Below are 17721 nucleotides of genomic sequence, written 5' to 3'. Positions count from 1 at the left end.
TTTTATTTTTTATAAAAAAATTCAGCAAAAAAATCCTCTTTACGCGCTGAAAAGCCCATTTCGAATAATTCTTCATAGTACTTCTCTTCAAATTTTCTCGTTAAAATTCCATAGAAATACGCGATAGGACGGGCGATTGTGCAGGTTTTCATTTTCCGGATCAGCTGTTTAAAAGCATCGATAGCTATCTCCTGCACAACGTTCACTTTTTGTTCACAATTGTGTTTGTATGCAGCAATGGCCGTCATTCTCCAATACTCCTCGATCTGCTTTGCTTCCGGAAAAAAGTAACGGGCAAGTTCTGTAAATGCTTTTGGAACACGATCGCTGGTAAAGCTGTAATCAAGTTCGGTTTCGGTACGTTTAGTATTCTTTTGAATGTTATTAGTTTTAGAATGATTGCTAGTTTTATTAGGGTGGTCCATTTTTTCCTTTTTGGGTGGCTCACTCTTGGGAAAACGATTAAATACATATAAGTTGCTGGATTGGGAGCCATTTTTTCTTTCCGTTTCAAGAACACTAAAGAGACCGAGGCTTGCGGCCTTGGCTGCCATTCTTTTAAAAGTTGAGCGGGAAATGCCATTGCCGCTGTATTCCATATGAATGGCCTTTAAAACGGTCCCGATCTTGGTATTGGAAACACCGGGTACCTTCGCGGCAAAACGAACGATCTGTTTCAGCCCAACAAGTTCTCCCTTTGAGAACTCACTCTTATGTACGGTAAGCCACATTTCAAGATGGGCATTAAATTCCTGCAGATCTTTAAACTTCGAAAACTGTCCAAATTGGTCCACACTCCCTGATTTAAGATTCATATCTTTGCACCGCCCTTTCATCTCTGATAATCGAAATGAAAGGGGGAAAAAGACAGGGTGATTGGAGAAAGATGTGACAGAATGGTGAAAACTCTTATACGCGTCTCCCTGCCGCCTGTGGCGGCTGTTCGAGCCATTTTTGCTTTATGGCAATCAGCAGGCCTTTTCCGTAAAAGAGGGACATGTCTTTGGAAATGCTCAGCAGTTTTATAACAATATCGGATCTGAGACTGGAGGTCAGGGCCTGGCTGATCATGGTGAAGCAGAAGATGCCGAGACAAGTGTTTACAAAAAATAGCATGATCTTCTCGGAGAATGGAGGAATGTCCACGTCAAAAATTTGATAATCTCCTGATGAGGACAGGGGAATCTGTTCATTTTTCATAATATCTCGAAGGGAAGATAATACTTTCTCGGTTAAATCCCTTCCTTTGCTGAAATGGTCCTTCATTTCATTGCTTTCAGCAATAGTACTGAAGGTCACAAAGATCATTTTTGAGAATTGCGCTCTGTGAATAATTCTCGATATATTCGCTATTTCAGGAGCATTCAGCGGTCTGGACCCGCCCATGAACCCATTTAAGTATTTAAGACTGCGGGCAAACTCGATCCGATCCTCCATCTTTAATTGCGGATGCTCTTGGTAAATGCCTTTAGATAACATTAAATCTACGATTTCATTCTGTATTTTTAACGTGAATTTAAGAGTGATCTCAAAATAATCCCGAATATCTTTACGGGTGCTTTCTGATAGGGCACTTGGGTATGTGCTCAATGAAAGCTGGGTGATATCATGGCAAAAAAATAAAATGAAATGATCTGAAAATAATTTCTGTCCATTGAGCCTTACATCTTTTTCAGTAAAGCCGCGGGGAACGGAGAGATTCACTTTACTGAAAAAATCCTGGAGCTGCTTAAGATTTTTCTCGGATTGATGCAGCAATCTTCCGGCAATCTTTTTAATTTTCCGGTCCTCTGCAGTTTGAAAAAAATAAGTGAAAAATTGCTGCTCCATGCTGTTTTTTAAATACGATGACCAAATATTTGAGATTTCAGAGACCGTCGGCTCTTTAGAAAGCACTGCCATCACTCCTTTTAGCCAAATTAATGATATAAAAATACCTTCAAGGTGCCCTTGCTGTCCATGGTAGCTAACAGAACATTATTAATTTCTGTCTGATAGAAACGTTCTAAATGGGCGATTAGCCATCTTTCGTCCTTTTGTATGGTTTGCAGCACCGTTTTATCCACTTTGCCTTCTTTAATAATGGTTCTTGGCATATCGAATGGTTCTGCATTCCTTTGCAGGTAAGCGGGTGTAATGGGTTCATATTTAGGATCTAAAAAAAAGGATATGCTCCCGCTTGCTTCCCATAGAGCCAGCGCTACCTTTTTTACATCATCCACTTTTTTCTCCCGTAGTTCCTCCAGCAGCACATCAATAGAAATCCTTGCTTTGTTTAAGCCTTTGTATATGATTTCGCCATTCTGCACAATGATGATGGGCTTGCTGTTTACCAGTCTTCTGACTGCTGGCCATTTCAGAATACTAAATAGACTGATCAGGTAAAGCAATACCAGCACAATGGTTGTAACAATTGAACCTTTTAATCCAAGCTCCTCATCTGATAAGGGATGGGCAATAATGTTGCCTATGACGAAAGCCATTACTAAATCAAGGAGCCTTAATTGGGAAATGGCACGCTGCCCCAGCACTCTGACGACAATGACTAAGAAGAAATAAGCGATGACAGCCCTAAGTCCCCACTCCATGACAGAAAGTGAATGCTGGCTCTGAATAAAATCCATCTATGGCACATCCTTTTGTCAGCATAAAAAGTAAGCATACATATTACAGCTTTATAAAAGTGTTTTCCTATCCAGTTGCAATTATTCAAAAGGAAGGTTTGTCAGTAGTTAACAGTACATATAAAGTTTGCCTTTTTGAAAAACTAAGCGAAAGGAGGTTAGATAAATGAAAAAATACTTATTGATGCTTTTTCTATCTCTATCTATCTTAACGTTAACGGGCTGCGGAAACGATGAAAAGCCTGAAGAAGACGAACAGGTTGAAGATGTGGAAGAAGAGGATGAAATTGGCGACGGCGAAGTGGATGATGAGTAAATGCTAGCCTTGAAAAAAAGGAGTGCCCATCCCGGGCACTCCTTTTCATGTGGAGGATAAACACAAAACAACGATCTTATAAGGTGTGGTCTGGGCAGGGATGCTTTTGGTAGACGGACCATAGATGACAACTAAGTCTCTGTTTGCAGGGCTGCCGGTAAAGGCCTGCCCATTTGTCAGCACCATCTGGGTATACGGCGAGACGTTTAATTGCAGTTGGCCATCACCGCTGATTAGCTGGCTATTAAAATAATCTGTTTTCACATTTTGGTGAGAAGTATGTTTTACGACCACAAGCCCACGGTATTGAGGAGGATATATCAGCGGAACAGGAGCATTGCCGTCATAATATCCAGTAATGATGTCTCCCGCTGACAGCTTGGATTGATCTAAAACGTAAGTGGACGGGGATACGATGAAATTGACAGTTCCCCCCATTCCATTAGCAGCGGAAATGATTTTTTGGCAGCCTTCATTGTTAAAATCCGAAATCTGCGTAACCGTCCCCGTGAAATATTGAAAATTGGTCATGTTCTTCCCCCGTTCTTAAAATAATGCCTCGGATTTAACCAATATATTAAAACAGCCTACTTTACGTTCCTTTGTAAATTTACAAAACATTACTTTTCACCCAATCTTTACATGAAATTTACATTCGCTCTGTATAATTTCCTTATAGGTCATTAGTATGATAGTTTGGGGGTTTTGGATAAATGAAGAAGCGGCTGGAAAACTTTGCGGAAGCCTTCAGCCATAAGCTGAACCTGGGCACAAGATTATTGGCACTGTTTTTTACCCTGCTGCTGCTATCGATAGCGGCAGTCGGATTTAGTTCCTATCTTAAAACAAAGGACATGGCAATCAAAACCATTGAGGATAGATTGGCAAGAGAAGCGGAATTAATGGGATACATAGCGGAAAACTTAAAGTTTGTGTATGTCAGTGATGAAGCGTACTTTAAGCAGCAGCTCGAGGCCAGTGTCCGTTCTCAGCAGAAAAAGCTGCAGTCGGATGGGATTGACTCTGATTTTTTCTATCTTGCAGATAACAAGATTACGCCTTTTAAGGTCAGCAGCAAAACGGATGCCACTTTTTCAAGGGATACGATCAATGAGATCACCACAATGAAAAATGGCGTCATACACATTGAGATGAACGGGATAGATTATACTGCGGCCTTTCAGGAGATGAAGGAAATTAGCGGCGTCTATGTAGTCCTCATCCCGGCAAAAGCCTATATGTCTGATGTGCATGCAATCGGGTATTTTATGATTGCAGCGATTGTGGTCAGTTTATCTGCGGCTTCAGCCATTATCAGTCTTTTTGTCAGAAAAATTACGAAGCCTTTGAACTTATTAAGAAACACCATGCGGGAGGTCCGGGAAGGAAACCTGCAAAACCCGCTTGAGATTCATACAGAAATTCCCGAAATTGTTTCTCTGCAGAAAAGTTATAACAGCATGATTGAACAAATGAGGAGCCTGCTGCGGGAGCTGACCGGCACAACGAAGGAGCTGGAGAGTACGGGCAATGAGCTGAAAGGTTCATCCTTCAGTGCTCTTGAAAGCGGGCAGCAGCTGGTATCAGCCATTCACCTCGTGAAGTTAGGGGCAGAGCAAACCGCAGCCAGTTCTGAAAATAGTGCGGCCAGTTTCAAAGAAATGAAAGATAAGTTTGAAGACATGTTTCTGCATATGCAAAGTGTAAACCGCAGCTCGGAGGTGATGAATGATTCTGCCAGGCGCGGCGGGAACAGCATCAGTGATCTGATCGCTGCCATTCATTCCTTTGGCTCGGAGTTTGGAAAATTGACCCTGACAATAAAAGAGGTCAAAGACCATTCCTTAGCGATTACAAATCTTGTCGGAATGGTAAAAGGGATTGCTGAACAAACAAGGCTGTTATCCTTAAATGCTTCCATCGAGGCTGCCCGGGCAGGAGAGGCAGGGAAAGGCTTTGCCGTGGTCGCAGGAGAAGTCCGGAAACTGGCTGAGCAATCTGCGGGTGCTGCAGAAGATATCACTCAGGGAATAAGAAATATGGAGAATATAACTCTCAGGGCTTCAGAGGAATTTGACCAGCTCCATACGGAGATAAAAGGCAATCTTGAGATGGCAGGCCAATCTAAAATATCATTGGACGAGCTGATGAATGAGATTTCTAATGTAAGCGGAAAGCTCCAAACCATGCAAACGGAGCTGAAAGGCCTGGAAAAAACGCTGCCGCAGCTTGAACAGGGAGCTGAACAGTTCTCATCTGTTTCACAGGAAACATTGGCCAGTGCAGAAGAGATGCTTGCTGCCAGTGTTATTCAAACAGGACAAATGGAGAAAACGGATAAAATTGGGATGAAACTCAACTCTCTGTCAGGGTCATTATCTGAACTGACAAGCCATTATAGGGCATAGCAATTAGAAAAGCGCAAGGCGAGGCTAAAAAGGCCGCCGAACTCCCCAAAAGCTGCTCTAGAGTGTTGGGAAGTTAGACGGTTAATTAATCTATTAAAAAAGTGAACCAGGCATTGGATGCCTGGTTCACACCTTCTCTGTACGCAATCCGCTGCTTAACAAAGCTTCATCATTTTTTTATTATTTTAATCCATAAGCCTTGATAATCTCCTGATTTACACGATTGCCAGCATCATCCCATGCACTGGCACGCAGGGAGACAGAGCTTCCCTTCTTATTTGGATGCTTGATTTCAGCAGACCAGCCATTGCCCATGGAAACTAACTTTGCAGCTTCCCATGTCTTTCCTTCATCAAAAGACACTTGCAGGCTGGCTCCTTTTATTCTGCCGTTTTCCGGAGCATCGGCTATTTGAACAGCTGATAAATCAAGCTTAATCTTTTTTCCGGCTGTGGAGGTGCCTGACATGTCAGTATCCACTTTATAATCAAGAGAAATCAGCGGAAGAGCAGTCTGGAATTCTGCTTGCTTCTGTGACCAGAATGTCCACTCCGTATGTGTACGGATTGATGTGTTCCAGCGATCTGCATCACGGGCAGCATCACTTACTAGTTTGTACTGGGTTTTCTCTTGCGGAAATTCATTAAATAAGTAGAGTGCCTGGCCCTTTCCTTCTTTAACCAGCTTATTCCCTTGATATAGCTTTAATGTTTGATCGCCAGGGTAATTCATCTCAGCTCCCGTATGTCCAGGTCCTGAGTCAGCCCAGGCAGGAACATTTAATATCAAATTATTGCCTGAACGGTATGGAGCCCAGAAACCATCACCAAAACGAGGACGGACGACTGGTGAAAACCACTCTTCATTCAACGTTTGACCCGGTTTGTAATCCACTTTTGGCTGTCTTACTTCCCACTGGGCATCAAGAACACCAGCCTGGTGGTACCATGATGTGCCTTTTTGTGCCGATACCCACTCTGTTCTGACAGACGGAAGTGACAGGGTCTGCAGGAAGCCTACTCCGGCAAAGCTGTGCGCCAAAATATCATACCGGAACTCAGCACCCGGAGCAGGACGGTCTGATTTATATTCAGAGTTGATTTTAACAAGGTCCTTCGTTTTCGGAGAATAGTTTACCTCTTTAGGCACTGCCTGATGATGCATGTCCACCAGGTCATATAAGTAATCCGAGTCAGGTGTACCCTCGACTTTTAAAGTCAATTTTCCAGACTTGGCAGCTGCGATCAGCTCTTTGCCTTCAGTGCTGCTGACACCAGCAACCGGTAGAGGGCTGTTGGAAAGTGAAAAATCTTCATTTTCTATTCCTACCCATTCACTAAGCTCCTGAGGTCCATCATTAACGGTAATCAATAGTTGTGCTCCTGCTGCTAACGCTGCTGCAGCACGTTCTGATCCTGTTAATGCATCACTGCGCTGCACAATTGCGGCTTTTCCCTTTACATCCAGCTTTTCATAATCCGCTGGAGATCCATTTCCGGCATAGACAGCATTCAAATTATACTTCCCATTCAGGAGAGTGCTTCCAGCCTGTGGGATATCATCCAATTCCTTTCCTTTGTAACTGATTGTCAGCATTGGCTCTGCCAGGCGCCAGCGCGTAGCTTGTGTGAATTCGCCATCTTTTACTTTCTCTGTTGGCGCAGCATACATTTTATCCACGACTGCAGGCATAATGTAAATGTCATTCACCTGGTTTCCATTAATGCTTCGGTAATACTCCAGTTTCCGGTAATTTGCTTCTGTCTCTTTTGGAACATCCACAGTAATTTCGTTTGCCTTGCGGGCATCCAGCATAACAGTCTGAGGGCCATCCATGTTAATTTCCGGGTCGCCGACAAGCGCGACACCTGCATGATCTGTATCCGCATCAACGTCCATCATGGACATAACGGAATACGTTCCTTTCGGCAGCCGCAGCTCCTTCGTACCTTCCACTGACATGAACTGAGGATCGCCAGTTGGGCCCAACAGGTAAAAGTATGCTGAGGCAGCTTCCCCATCCCGATCAACTGCCTTTATGGTAAGGGGATACCTTTCATCTTCTTTAATCATGCCTAATGCAGTATGGACAATTTTTTGACCCTCTGCTGCAGCACTGATATGGCCCTGATAACGGGTACCAAAGTCACTGTTATTTGGGTCGAGTGTAACTGTAACCTCGGCACTTCCATTAGCTGGGATAGTCACTTTTTCTGATGAAAGTTTTACCATTCCGGCAGGAGCATCGGTGTCATGGCCATCCTTTATCGATACTGACAGATCCAATGTCACATCCTGGCTGCTATCGTTTGTATACGTAATGGCCTTCTCAGCCGGAACATCATTCTCATGAGGCCAGTCATAGAAGCCAAAATCGAGGGACCCAGTTGCCCTTATATTGCCAAGCACTGCAGCTTCAGCATCAAGACGACCAGTTCCGCCTTCAAAAGGCTTAATGTCCTCCAGCTTCTTTGTGGTGCTCATCAGAGCTTCTTTAAGCTGTCCTCCGGTCCAGTCAGGGTGGCGCTGGGAGAGAAGGGCTGCAGCTCCAGCAACATGAGGTGTTGCCATTGATGTGCCATCCATGCTCATGTAAGAGCCGCTTCCCTGGTTCGTATATTGAGAACGCGCAGCCATGATTCCAACTCCAGGAGCAGTAAGGTCAGGCTTTAATCCTGAGCTTCCAAAGCTAGGCCCTTTAGACGAGAACCAGGCAAGATTGTCGGACTTGTCCACGGCGCCAACAGTAAGAGCTTCGTCAGCAGCTCCTGGTGATCCGATTCCTTCACTGCCAGTGTTCCCGGCAGCAATAACAAACAAGGAGCCGGTTTCTTTACTAAGATTGTTCACCGCTTGAGCCATTGGGTCCGTTCCATCGCTTGGTTCAGAACTGCCCAGGCTCATATTGACGATTTTGGCGTTTTCAGCAGCCCACTCCATTCCATCTATAATCCATGAATCCTGGCCAAAACCTTCATTACTCAGGACTTTTCCTACAAGGAGGCGTGAGCCGGGAGCCACACCCTGATTCCGTCCTTCGGAGGCTTCACCTGTGCCAAGCACTGTAGAAGCCACATGTGTCCCATGTGCATGCATATCGGTCACTTCTTCACCTGGAACGAAGCTCACTGCCTCATCCAATTGGCCTGCAATGTCCGGATGCTCTGAATCAATTCCGGTATCAAGAACAGCCACCTTTACGCCTGTTCCATCATAGCCGGATTCCCAAGCTGAAGGGGCTCCGATCTGAGGGACACTTTGTTCAAGAGAAGCTTCGACACGGCCATCCAGCCAGATTTTTTCAATGCCTGGAGCCAGTACAGCTTTAGACTTCTTAGAAGTTTTGTTTGCTTTAGTCACTTCTTTCCAGAATTCCTTTGTTTCTTTCTTATCAGCTGAGACTGCTACACTATCTATGCTTTCAAGCACATGGGTTTTCTTTGAGCCTTTTGGGGCTGGATGAGCATCAGCTGAACGGCCTTTGGATTCGGAATATTGAATGATGACCGGTAATTCCTTTTGATTCTCGTCATCATAGCCATCTTTAATTAAAGCCGTAATATTGAACAGGTCCTGGTCTAAAAATCCGGAAGCCAGATATGAGATAGCCTGATCAGGAATGACATACGTTTCCTTGTTGGCTGTCAAAATACGTGCTCCACTTGCGGAAGGATCCGCTGGTTCAACATGAATGATATTCTTTCCATCTGCAAATTCAGTTACGGTTACGACATCACCTGTAATAAGGGTGATGACATGCTTGCCTTTACTGGCTTTTGCATTCATCCCTTGCAGATTGGTTATGGCCGCTTTGCCATCTGCCCCTTTTAGAATTCCTTTTCCTGAATCATCAGCCGAAGCCTGCAGGGGCGGAACGGCCAGCATAGCAGCAGCCATGGCAGCTGTTAAATACTTTTTCAACCTGAAATCTCCCATCGTGCCCATTCTCCTCTTCAAATCAGTATAGTAATTCACTTTTAAAGCAGCTGGGAAATCACCCCTATTAACTGCTTTAATTAATCAAGGACCAACCTCCTTAAATACTTGATTCATAGTTTGTAAGGACCTTCTAATGAAAAGTATAGAGAAGAAAGAACATTCTGTTAATTGGGGAAATTCAAAGGCGGTTTAAGTGTTAAAACCGGGTAAAAAGAATTAGGTTTTAATAAAATGATGGATGATTGGGAGTGTTTGTAGGTATTTATGACAATAAAATTTGGGGTTATTTAATAGGGAAAGAAAATAATATTCTAATTTACTGCAAATCTATTAATTTTAACATTCGAATTCTTGTGCTTATGCAAGGCTGATTTTTTAAACAATCAGCTGATTAGTCAAAAAGGACTGGCGGAAAAGCACCGTCAGTCCTTGTTTTATACATCAAAAACACCCTCATAAATCTTCTTCAAATCATCACGAAGCTTCTCGACCGGTATGAACCGAGCCTCCCTCAGAACTTCTCTTCCATCCAGATATAAAGCAATCACGGGCACTGTAAAAGCCATGAGGAACCCGGCTATCTCAGTGACCTTTCCTGCATTCACAAATCGTGCTTCTATATGGGGATAATCTTCCAACACTTCCTCAACCTGAGGAAGCAGACCATGACAGACGCTTCAGCCGTCAGTCAGCACATATATCAGGCCTAGCTCAGCGCTCTGAATAAACTGGTGCACCTCTTCCATCTTCGTCAGCTCTTTCATCGTCATCCTCCTCTCCTGCCGGCATTTTTTCCATTATACAATAGGATTTCCATAACCACTTCTAGAATACCTTATCAGGAAGGAGTGGTTATATTGGCAAATCTATGGGAGGAAAAGTTCTCCGCAGAAGGATATTTATATGGCGATGAGCCCAATGAATTTATCAGAGAGCAGGCGTGGCGGCTTGAAGGGCACACGCGAGTTGCTGCTTTGGCTGAGGGTGAGGGCCGGAATGCTGTTTTCCTTGCAAGAAAGGGGCATGAGGTAACTGCATGGGATTATACACAAAGCGGCTTAATTAAAACACAGCAGCTGGCTGAACGCCATCATGTCAGAATAGAAACAGGACAGAAGGATCTTATTCATGATCCTGTGCCATCAGGGGAGTATGATGCTTCGATTATGGTTTTCGGCCATTTTCTGAAAAAAGACCAAAAGACTGTTTTTGATAAGCTGGTTTCCGTTGTAAAGCCGGGTGGAATCGTCATGCTTGAAGTCTATTCAGAGGATCAGCTCCGCTATGGAACAGGCGGGCCTAAAAGTGTTGATATGGTTTATGATCCCGCAGATCTTCTCCAATGGATTAAGAGTTATAAAGTCCTTCATTTCTTTTATGGCGAACAGGAGAGAGTGGAAGGAAAAGGCCATACAGGTACGGGACATGTGATTCAGGCTATATTACAGAAATAGAAAAAGGAGGCATAAGCGGCCTCCTTTCCCTATTTTTAAGATGTAATTGATTGAGTTCTGTTTACCTTGGCAGAATAAACACGATACAACACGAATGCCAATCCGGAAAGCAGGATTCCCGAGATGTACGGGGCGCCTATACTCATCGTAAAAAGCCAACCGCCAAGCGGGGGCCCGATAATACGTCCAAGAGAGTCAAATGATGACAGCAGGCCAGTCGTGCTGCCGTGTCCTGTCTGAGATGTCTTTGTCAGCAGGGAAGATACGCTCGGGCGGATAAACCCGTTTCCGATGCCGAAAACTGTTAAGAAAATCGCTGCTGTGGTAAAACTGTCAACCAGGAGGATAAGTCCAAAGCCAATGGCAGATATGATGACCCCCAGCTGAATCACAGCCCCTTCTCCGTACTTTTTCGTCATTCTTCCTACTAAACCGCCCTGTACAAGGGCGCCTCCAAACCCCATGATCATAAAGATATAGCCAAGCTCCACGGTCCCAAGGCCAGCTTTTTCAGCAGCAAAATACGCGAAGGTTGCTTCCAGACCTGCCAGCGACAGCGAAACAAACAGCTGAAGGATAAACAAAATTCCAGTGTTTCCGCTTAAAGCTGTTAAAAGTCCTGGACGCTTAGCAGTTCCCTGGCTGCGCTGCTCTGGTGAAAGGGATTCCTTCAGCACAAGCATGACAAGGAAAAATGTGATAAACGAAGATGTTCCTGCCGCGTAGAAAGGAATGTTCAAACTTTCCCGGGAAAAGATGCCCCCGATTGCCGGCCCAAAAATAAATCCTAAGCCAACTGCAGCTCCAATGATCCCCATCCCTTTTCCGCGGTCTTCTTCAGATGTAATATCCGCTACATAGGCCATGACAGTCGGCATATTGGCAGATGACAGGAAGCCGCCGATGATTCTGGCAGCAAACAGCATCCAAAGCTCAGTGGATAAGGCCATCATGAAAAAAGACAGGCCAAGGCCAAAGATGCCGATCATTATGATCGGTTTGCGTCCGATTTTATCGGAAATGCGCCCCCACATAGGCGCAAACAGCAGCTGCATCAACGAATAAACGGCCATTAATAGGCCCAGTTCAGTGGGTGAGGCCCCTAATTCTTCCGCATAAAAGGGGATGACAGGTATGATGATTCCAAACCCCACCATAACAAGAAACATAACTGCGAATAAAAGAGGCAGTGCTTTTTTTGTATTCAACGTGTTCACTCCAGTTAAGATCAAATTCCATCTAAGTATTATGATTATAACAAAAACATTCCCATACTTTCACCTTAGGGACTAGGCAGGTAAATAAGTTCTATTTATTAGCCAATTTTAAAAATATATTGAAATATCAAAATAATATAAACTATGATGAACTTGTACATTTTTACAGTCAAGAGAGGGGGAAATGAAATGGAAAAGAAATTAGAAAAGAAAGTGCTGATCGCAAGCCTGATCGGAAGTTCCATCGAATGGTTTGATTACTTTTTGTATGGGACGGTTGCTGCACTTGTATTTAATCAAATGTTTTTTCATAGTGATGACCCGGCTGTCGGTTTAATGCTGGCATATGCATCTTTCGCACTTGCTTTCTTCATCCGCCCGCTTGGCGGGGTTATTTTCAGCCACATTGGCGATAAAATCGGCAGAAAGAAGACCCTTGTCCTCACACTGTCCCTTATGGGCGGTGCAACAGTCCTCATGGGCTTTTTGCCTACCTACGACAATATTGGTGCGGCTGCACCGATCCTGCTGATAATTTTACGCTTAATACAAGGTATTGGCCTCGGAGGAGAATGGGGCGGAGCGCTTCTGCTTGCTGTTGAGTATGCCCCAAAGAATCGGCGCGGCTTTTTTGGTAGCATTCCGCAAATGGGTGTCACTATCGGAATGCTCCTTGGAACGCTTGCCTTATCCATCATGACTTTATTGCCTGAGGAAGCCTTTTTATCATGGGGATGGCGTGTGCCGTTCATTCTAAGTTCCCTGCTTGTCTTTTTTGGCTTATGGATCCGCAAAGGGATTGATGAAACACCATCCTTTAAAAAGGCCAAGGAGAAAGGTGAAATTGCCAAGATTCCGTTTGTGGAAACGATGCGCAGCCATTGGAAGGAAGTATTGATTGCGGTCGGCGCAAAAGTGGTGGAGACAGCGCCATTTTATATTTTCGGAACCTTTATTGTTTCCTATGCGACAACACAGCTCGGGTTCTCGCGCACCGTTACCCTGAGCGCCGTTACGATTGCAACGATTATTACTACAATACTAATCCCGATCATGGGAAGACTGTCTGACAAAATTGGCCGGAAAAAGCTATATGTAGGCGGAACGGTCCTTATGATGCTTTACGCCTTTCCATACTTCTGGCTGCTTCATCAGGGTTCGGCGGTTCTGCTGGTTGTGGCTACCATATTGGGGCTTGGCATCATTTGGGCTCCAATCACCGCTGTCCTCGGGACGATGTTTTCTGAAATATTTAAGTCGAATGTCCGCTATACCGGCATCACACTGGGCTATCAAATAGGGGCTGCTCTGGCAGGAGGAACCGCTCCTCTCGTTGCAACTGCCCTGCTGAATGCGTATGACAATTCCTATGTTCCTGTAGCGTTATATATCATGCTTGCAGCCGCCATCTCTTTAATTGCGATTGCATCCGTCCGTGACCGAAGCAATCAGGACCTTGATTCTGATCTGCCAGGAGATGATTCACTCCATACAGGCTTCGGACAAACCGGCCAAAAAGCTTAGAAAGGTAGATTTTATGCTTTTATTATCTGAAAAAGAAATCAAATCCATCTATACGATGGGATCAGCCATTAAAGATCTGGAAAATGCCCTGATACATCATCTGGAGGGGAAAATCCAGAATCCCCATAGAACCGTCCTGGACTTTCCGGAGAAACAGGCATCTGCCCTTTATATGCCGAGTGCCATGACGCCAATTGGCAAAACGGCTGTGAAGGTGGTCACCATTTTTCCGGAGAACCCCGCGCTCGGCAAAAAAACGACTCAAGGAGTCATTTTGCTGAGCGATACGGATAATGGAGAACACCTCGCATGCATGAATGCCTCTTACCTGACAAGGCTCCGGACCGGGGCCGTGAGCGGCATTGCCACTAAGCATCTGGCAAAAAAATCGTCAAGGTCTGTGGCCGTGATCGGGTGCGGGGCAATGGCTGAAGAGCAGCTGCAGGCCGTTTTGGAGGTCCGTGAAATAGAGGAAATTTTACTGTACAACCGGACGGCTGCAAAGGCACAAGAGTTTTCTGGGAAATTTCATGAATTCAACGGTCCGGTGACCATCTTGGAAAATGCAGATGAAGCTGTTTCCCGGGCGGATATTGTTATCTGCAGCACCCGCTCGGAAAAGCCTGTGTTCTCAGGCAAGGCCATCCGGCCGGGTACGCATATTAACGGGGTAGGCTCCTATCTTCCGCATATGCAGGAAGTCGACGCAGAAACACTGCTGCGAAGCTCTAAAATCGTCGCAGATACCTTGGAAGGGGTCAAAGATGAAGCGGGTGATTTTATTATTCCTGCCAGAGAAGGCATCTGGAGCTTCTCGGACCTTCACGGCGAACTCGGACAATTATCAGCCGGAGTGATCGCAGGCAGAGAAAACGATGAAGAGATTACCCTTTTTAAATCAGTCGGCATTGCCTACTTTGACCTCGCTGTAGCTGCAGCCGTTTATGAAAAAGCAATTCTTGAAGGCGTCGGAACTAAGGTGGACCTGTAAAAAGGTGAATAGTGCCTGGAGCTTTGGAAAATCTATAGCTATACTTCTAAAATAAAGGAGAGATATGGATGCCAAAGCAGCCGAATAAAGTAACAGAAGAACAGCAGATCGTAGCCGCCCAAAACCAGGCGGACCAATTCAAAAAAGGAATGGACACTGAATTTGCTCTTGAAGAAAACGTCCAGGATGCGGCAGCCAAAAGCCAGCAGTATCAGGCACAAAACCAGCAGCCGACCTATGAACCGAATAAGCCATTTTAATGAAGCTGCATGATGGGTTTTGTGCCTGTCATGCAGTTTTTTTTGTATGCATTGGGGTGTTGGGCCAGGAAAAGCGGCTGCATAAGGCTGCTGCGAGGGGGATATCAGCCGGATTTTCATTTTATCGGTCACTAAGTCAAGGATATCGGTCGGATTTTCATTTTATCGGTCACTAAGTCAAGGATATCGGTCAGATTTTCATTTTATCGGTCACTTTGCGCCATACCAGCTTTCCTGCACCATTACCGTGAAAATAAGTCAAACTAGCTGACAAGGAGCAAAATTGAACCCTTTCCTCATCTCTTGTAAAATAAGTGGCAAACATGTTCGCAAAAAGGAGTCATTATGAAAAGTCATATCATCATCGGTGCAGGAATACTGGGGGCCTCTGCAGCCTACCATTTGGCTAAGGCAGGTGCATATGTCACCGTTATCGACCGCAAAGACCCGGGGCAGGCAACAGACGCAGCGGCAGGAATTATCTGCCCCTGGCTGTCACAGCGGCGAAATAAGGCTTGGTACGCGCTGGCCAAAGGGGGAGCGGCCTACTATCAAGCACTTATACGGGAGCTTGAAAAGGACGGAGAGACGAGGACCGGCTATCAAAAAGTAGGAGCCGTCAGCCTTCATACCGATCCTGGAAAGCTTGAAAAAATAGAAGAACGTGCGGTAAAAAGGCGTGGCGATGCACCTGAAATGGGAGAGATTACACCATTATCCCCAGATCAGACATTGGAGCTTTTCCCGCCACTATCGAAGGAATATGCCTCGGTTCATGTAAGCGGTGCGGCGCGCGTTAACGGGCGGGAACTAAGGGACGCCCTGCTGCGGGCGGCTGAAAAACATGGTGCTGTATTGGTTCATGGCTCTGCTGAACTTTTGTGCCAAGGAGATAGGGTCACGGCCGTAAAGGCCGACGGAAACCAATATGAAGCAGTTAGTGTCATTGCAGCAGCTGGAGCGTGGGCTGGTGAGCTTTTAAAGCCGCTTGGTATTCAATTGGATGTGAAGCCGCAAAAAGCGCAGATTGTCCATCTTCAGCTTGAAGGGGAGGATACGGGCAAATGGCCGGTTGTTATACCGCCAAACAATCAATACATTCTGGCTTTTGAAGGCGGCCGCATCGTCGTTGGTGCCACCCATGAAGATGATAAGGGCTACGATTTAAGAGTGACAGCTGGCGGCCTGAATGAAATTTTTGAGAAAGCTTTAGCAATAGCCCCTGGATTGTCGGATGGAACGTTCACAGAAGCACGTGTGGGCTACCGTCCCTATACACCCGGTTTCTTGCCTATCATCGGCCGAATTCCGGGCATAGAGGGTCTATACATATCAAATGGACTTGGAGCCTCTGGACTGACTGCAGGGCCGTTTCTGGGTGCCCAGCTGGCCAAGCTTGCTCTCGGGCAAGAGGTGGATATTGACCTGAGTCTCTATGATCCGGCTGGCGCGATACAAAAATAATAAGAGTTAAAGGTGCCTGTTTGAAGCAGGCACCTATTTTTACTTCTGCTAAGTTAATAAATCCATTCATTTCGGGTATACACTAATCAAATGAATGATAAAAGGCGTTTCATTAGGAGGCTGAAACATGAAGTGGAAAGGCAGAAGAGCGAGTTCAAATGTTGAAGACCGGAGAGGCATGGGCGGAGGGGGGAAAACCCTGATCGGCGGCGGCCTCGGCGGAATTATTATTGTATTGTTATTTACCTTCCTCGGTGGTGATCCCGGCGAGCTTTTAGGCAATATGGCCGGAACGGACTCTGGTACAGCTGTGCCATATGAAGAATCAGAACAGGAAAAAGAGCTTGCTGATTTTGTATCAGTTGTGCTGGCGGATACAGAAGAAGTCTGGACGGATATATTCGAAGAACAGGGATTGCAATATAAGGAGCCGACCCTTGTTTTATACTCAGGCAGCGTACAGTCTGCATGCGGGGCAGCGTCCTCGTCTGTCGGGCCTTTCTATTGTCCGGGTGACCAAAAATTGTATATTGATTTAAGCTTTTACGAAGAACTGCAAAGGAAGTTCCAGGCTCCTGGCGATTTTGCCATGGCCTATGTTATAGCCCATGAGGTGGGGCACCATGTGCAGACACTGCTTGGAACGACTGAGGAAATCATGCCGCTCCGCCAGAGAATGAGCGAAGAAAAGTTTAATCAGTATCTGGTCCGATTTGAGTTGCAGGCCGACTATTATTCAGGCGTTTGGGCCCACCATGCCCAGGGAATGGGATATTTAGAGGAAGGTGATCTGGAAGAAGCCCTGAATGCTGCAACGGCAGTAGGGGACGACACCCTTCAAAAACGGGCGCAGGGCTATGTGGTGCCTGAAAGCTTTACTCATGGAACGTCAGAACAAAGAAATTCATGGTTCTACAAAGGATTCCAAAACGGGACCATCAAAGGCGGAGACACGTTTAAACAGAGTAAATGATCAATTCGAAAGGAGCGGTTCACATGGAAAGCCAAATTCAAACAATCCAGCTGGCGGATAATGGACAAATACCCAACAATCCGGACCTTTCTGTTATCATCTACAAGGCTGTTTTTAAGGAGCGGCCTGATGAAATAGAGGCGGCTTTTAACAGACATCAATGGACCGGCAGCTGGACGGGCGGGGTGTATGATTACCACCATTATCACAGCAATACTCATGAAGTACTGGGTGTCAAAGCAGGATATGCCACCGTCCTCATCGGCGGTGACCAGGGCGAGCGCCTTGAGCTCCATCAGGGTGATGTCATTCTCCTCCCGGCAGGAACAGGACATAAGAATGCAGAAAGCAGTCCGGACTTCAAAGTAGTGGGTGCCTATCCCGGCGGAACAAGCCCGAATATGAAGAAAAAGGACCCATCAGACCGTGTACAAGCGCTGGCAGAAATAAAAAATGTCCCTGTTCCGCAGACTGATCCTGTCTATGGTGATAAAGGGCCGATGCTTACGGAGTGGAAAGAATGAAGACTGCTGTTACCGGCTGATATTAAA

16 protein-coding genes are annotated in these 17721 nt (G+C 45.5%); 9 read left to right on the top strand and 7 right to left on the bottom strand.

The genetic code is table 11. The features are described 5' to 3' along the window. Positions 1–2 precede the first annotated feature (2 nt). The 3 genes from DFO72_RS15015 to DFO72_RS15005 form a co-directional block, all read right to left on the bottom strand. Positions 3–815, bottom strand: coding sequence for a hypothetical protein (locus DFO72_RS15015; protein WP_113882453.1), 813 nt, complete (start codon positions 813–815; stop codon positions 3–5). Positions 816–909: 94 nt separating this feature from the next. Then, positions 910–1902, bottom strand: a complete 993-nt coding sequence (locus DFO72_RS15010; RefSeq protein ID WP_166672492.1) for a DUF3231 family protein — start codon at positions 1900–1902, stop codon at positions 910–912. A gap of 17 nt (positions 1903–1919) precedes the next feature. Continuing rightward, positions 1920–2624: a DUF421 domain-containing protein gene (locus DFO72_RS15005; RefSeq protein ID WP_113882451.1), complete on the bottom strand. Its 705-nt coding sequence runs from the start codon at positions 2622–2624 to the stop codon at positions 1920–1922. A gap of 166 nt (positions 2625–2790) precedes the next feature. On the opposite strand from DFO72_RS15005, the gene DFO72_RS29500 reads away from it, so the two are divergent. Further along, positions 2791–2940, top strand: a complete 150-nt coding sequence (locus DFO72_RS29500) for a hypothetical protein (protein WP_166672491.1) — start codon at positions 2791–2793, stop codon at positions 2938–2940. 45 nt (positions 2941–2985) lie between these two features. Here the strand turns inward: DFO72_RS29500 and DFO72_RS15000 are convergent, their stop codons facing one another. Beyond that, positions 2986–3471, bottom strand: a complete 486-nt coding sequence (locus tag DFO72_RS15000; protein ID WP_113882450.1) for a hypothetical protein — start codon at positions 3469–3471, stop codon at positions 2986–2988. Between the two features lie 182 nt (positions 3472–3653). Between DFO72_RS15000 and DFO72_RS14995 the strand changes: the two genes are divergently transcribed. Then, the gene (locus DFO72_RS14995) at positions 3654–5348 is read left to right on the top strand and encodes a methyl-accepting chemotaxis protein (protein ID WP_113882449.1); all 1695 of its coding nucleotides are present in this window, start codon (positions 3654–3656) and stop codon (positions 5346–5348) included. A gap of 180 nt (positions 5349–5528) precedes the next feature. Here DFO72_RS14995 and DFO72_RS14990 read toward each other — a convergent pair whose 3' ends face one another. Beyond that, positions 5529–9269 carry a S8 family serine peptidase gene (locus DFO72_RS14990; RefSeq protein ID WP_243856173.1) on the bottom strand — a complete coding sequence of 1247 codons (3741 nt, stop codon included), beginning with the start codon at positions 9267–9269 and terminating at the stop codon, positions 5529–5531. Positions 9270–9721: 452 nt separating this feature from the next. After that, positions 9722–9892, bottom strand: coding sequence for a thioredoxin (locus tag DFO72_RS14985; RefSeq protein WP_243856172.1), 171 nt, complete (start codon positions 9890–9892; stop codon positions 9722–9724). A 252-nt stretch (positions 9893–10144) separates the two neighbouring features. On the opposite strand from DFO72_RS14985, the gene DFO72_RS14980 reads away from it, so the two are divergent. After that, positions 10145–10741 (top strand): class I SAM-dependent methyltransferase, encoded by a 597-nt coding sequence (locus tag DFO72_RS14980; RefSeq protein ID WP_113882446.1) that lies wholly within the window; start codon positions 10145–10147, stop codon positions 10739–10741. Positions 10742–10776: 35 nt separating this feature from the next. Here DFO72_RS14980 and DFO72_RS14975 read toward each other — a convergent pair whose 3' ends face one another. Beyond that, complete coding sequence (locus tag DFO72_RS14975) at positions 10777–11949, bottom strand: MFS transporter (RefSeq protein ID WP_113882445.1); 1173 nt, start codon at positions 11947–11949, stop codon at positions 10777–10779. A 198-nt stretch (positions 11950–12147) separates the two neighbouring features. Here DFO72_RS14975 and DFO72_RS14970 point away from each other — a divergent pair, with 198 nt between their 5' ends. The 6 genes from DFO72_RS14970 (at position 12148) to DFO72_RS14945 (ending at position 17694) form a co-directional block, all read left to right on the top strand. Next, on the top strand, positions 12148–13482 hold the full coding sequence (locus DFO72_RS14970; protein WP_113882444.1) for an MFS transporter: 1335 nt from the start codon (positions 12148–12150) through the stop codon (positions 13480–13482). A 13-nt stretch (positions 13483–13495) separates the two neighbouring features. Further along, positions 13496–14473 carry an ornithine cyclodeaminase family protein gene (locus DFO72_RS14965; protein WP_113882443.1) on the top strand — a complete coding sequence of 326 codons (978 nt, stop codon included), beginning with the start codon at positions 13496–13498 and terminating at the stop codon, positions 14471–14473. A 68-nt stretch (positions 14474–14541) separates the two neighbouring features. Continuing rightward, a complete protein-coding gene (locus DFO72_RS14960; protein WP_113882442.1) occupies positions 14542–14733 on the top strand; it encodes a hypothetical protein in 192 nt (63 codons plus the stop codon). Between the two features lie 345 nt (positions 14734–15078). Beyond that, a complete protein-coding gene (locus DFO72_RS14955; RefSeq protein WP_113882441.1) occupies positions 15079–16197 on the top strand; it encodes an NAD(P)/FAD-dependent oxidoreductase in 1119 nt (372 codons plus the stop codon). Positions 16198–16324: 127 nt separating this feature from the next. After that, positions 16325–17170 carry a KPN_02809 family neutral zinc metallopeptidase gene (ypfJ, locus tag DFO72_RS14950; RefSeq protein ID WP_113882440.1) on the top strand — a complete coding sequence of 282 codons (846 nt, stop codon included), beginning with the start codon at positions 16325–16327 and terminating at the stop codon, positions 17168–17170. 23 nt (positions 17171–17193) lie between these two features. Further along, entirely contained in the window at positions 17194–17694 is a 501-nt protein-coding gene (locus DFO72_RS14945) for a cupin domain-containing protein (RefSeq protein WP_113882439.1), read from the top strand. Positions 17695–17721 lie beyond the last annotated feature (27 nt).

Source organism: Cytobacillus oceanisediminis (assembly GCF_004366035.1).
Lineage (GTDB): Bacteria > Bacillota > Bacilli > Bacillales > Cytobacillaceae > Cytobacillus > Cytobacillus oceanisediminis_C.
The sequence above is the reverse complement of the archived record's forward strand: the minus strand, read 5'-3'. Positions and strand labels throughout refer to the sequence as shown.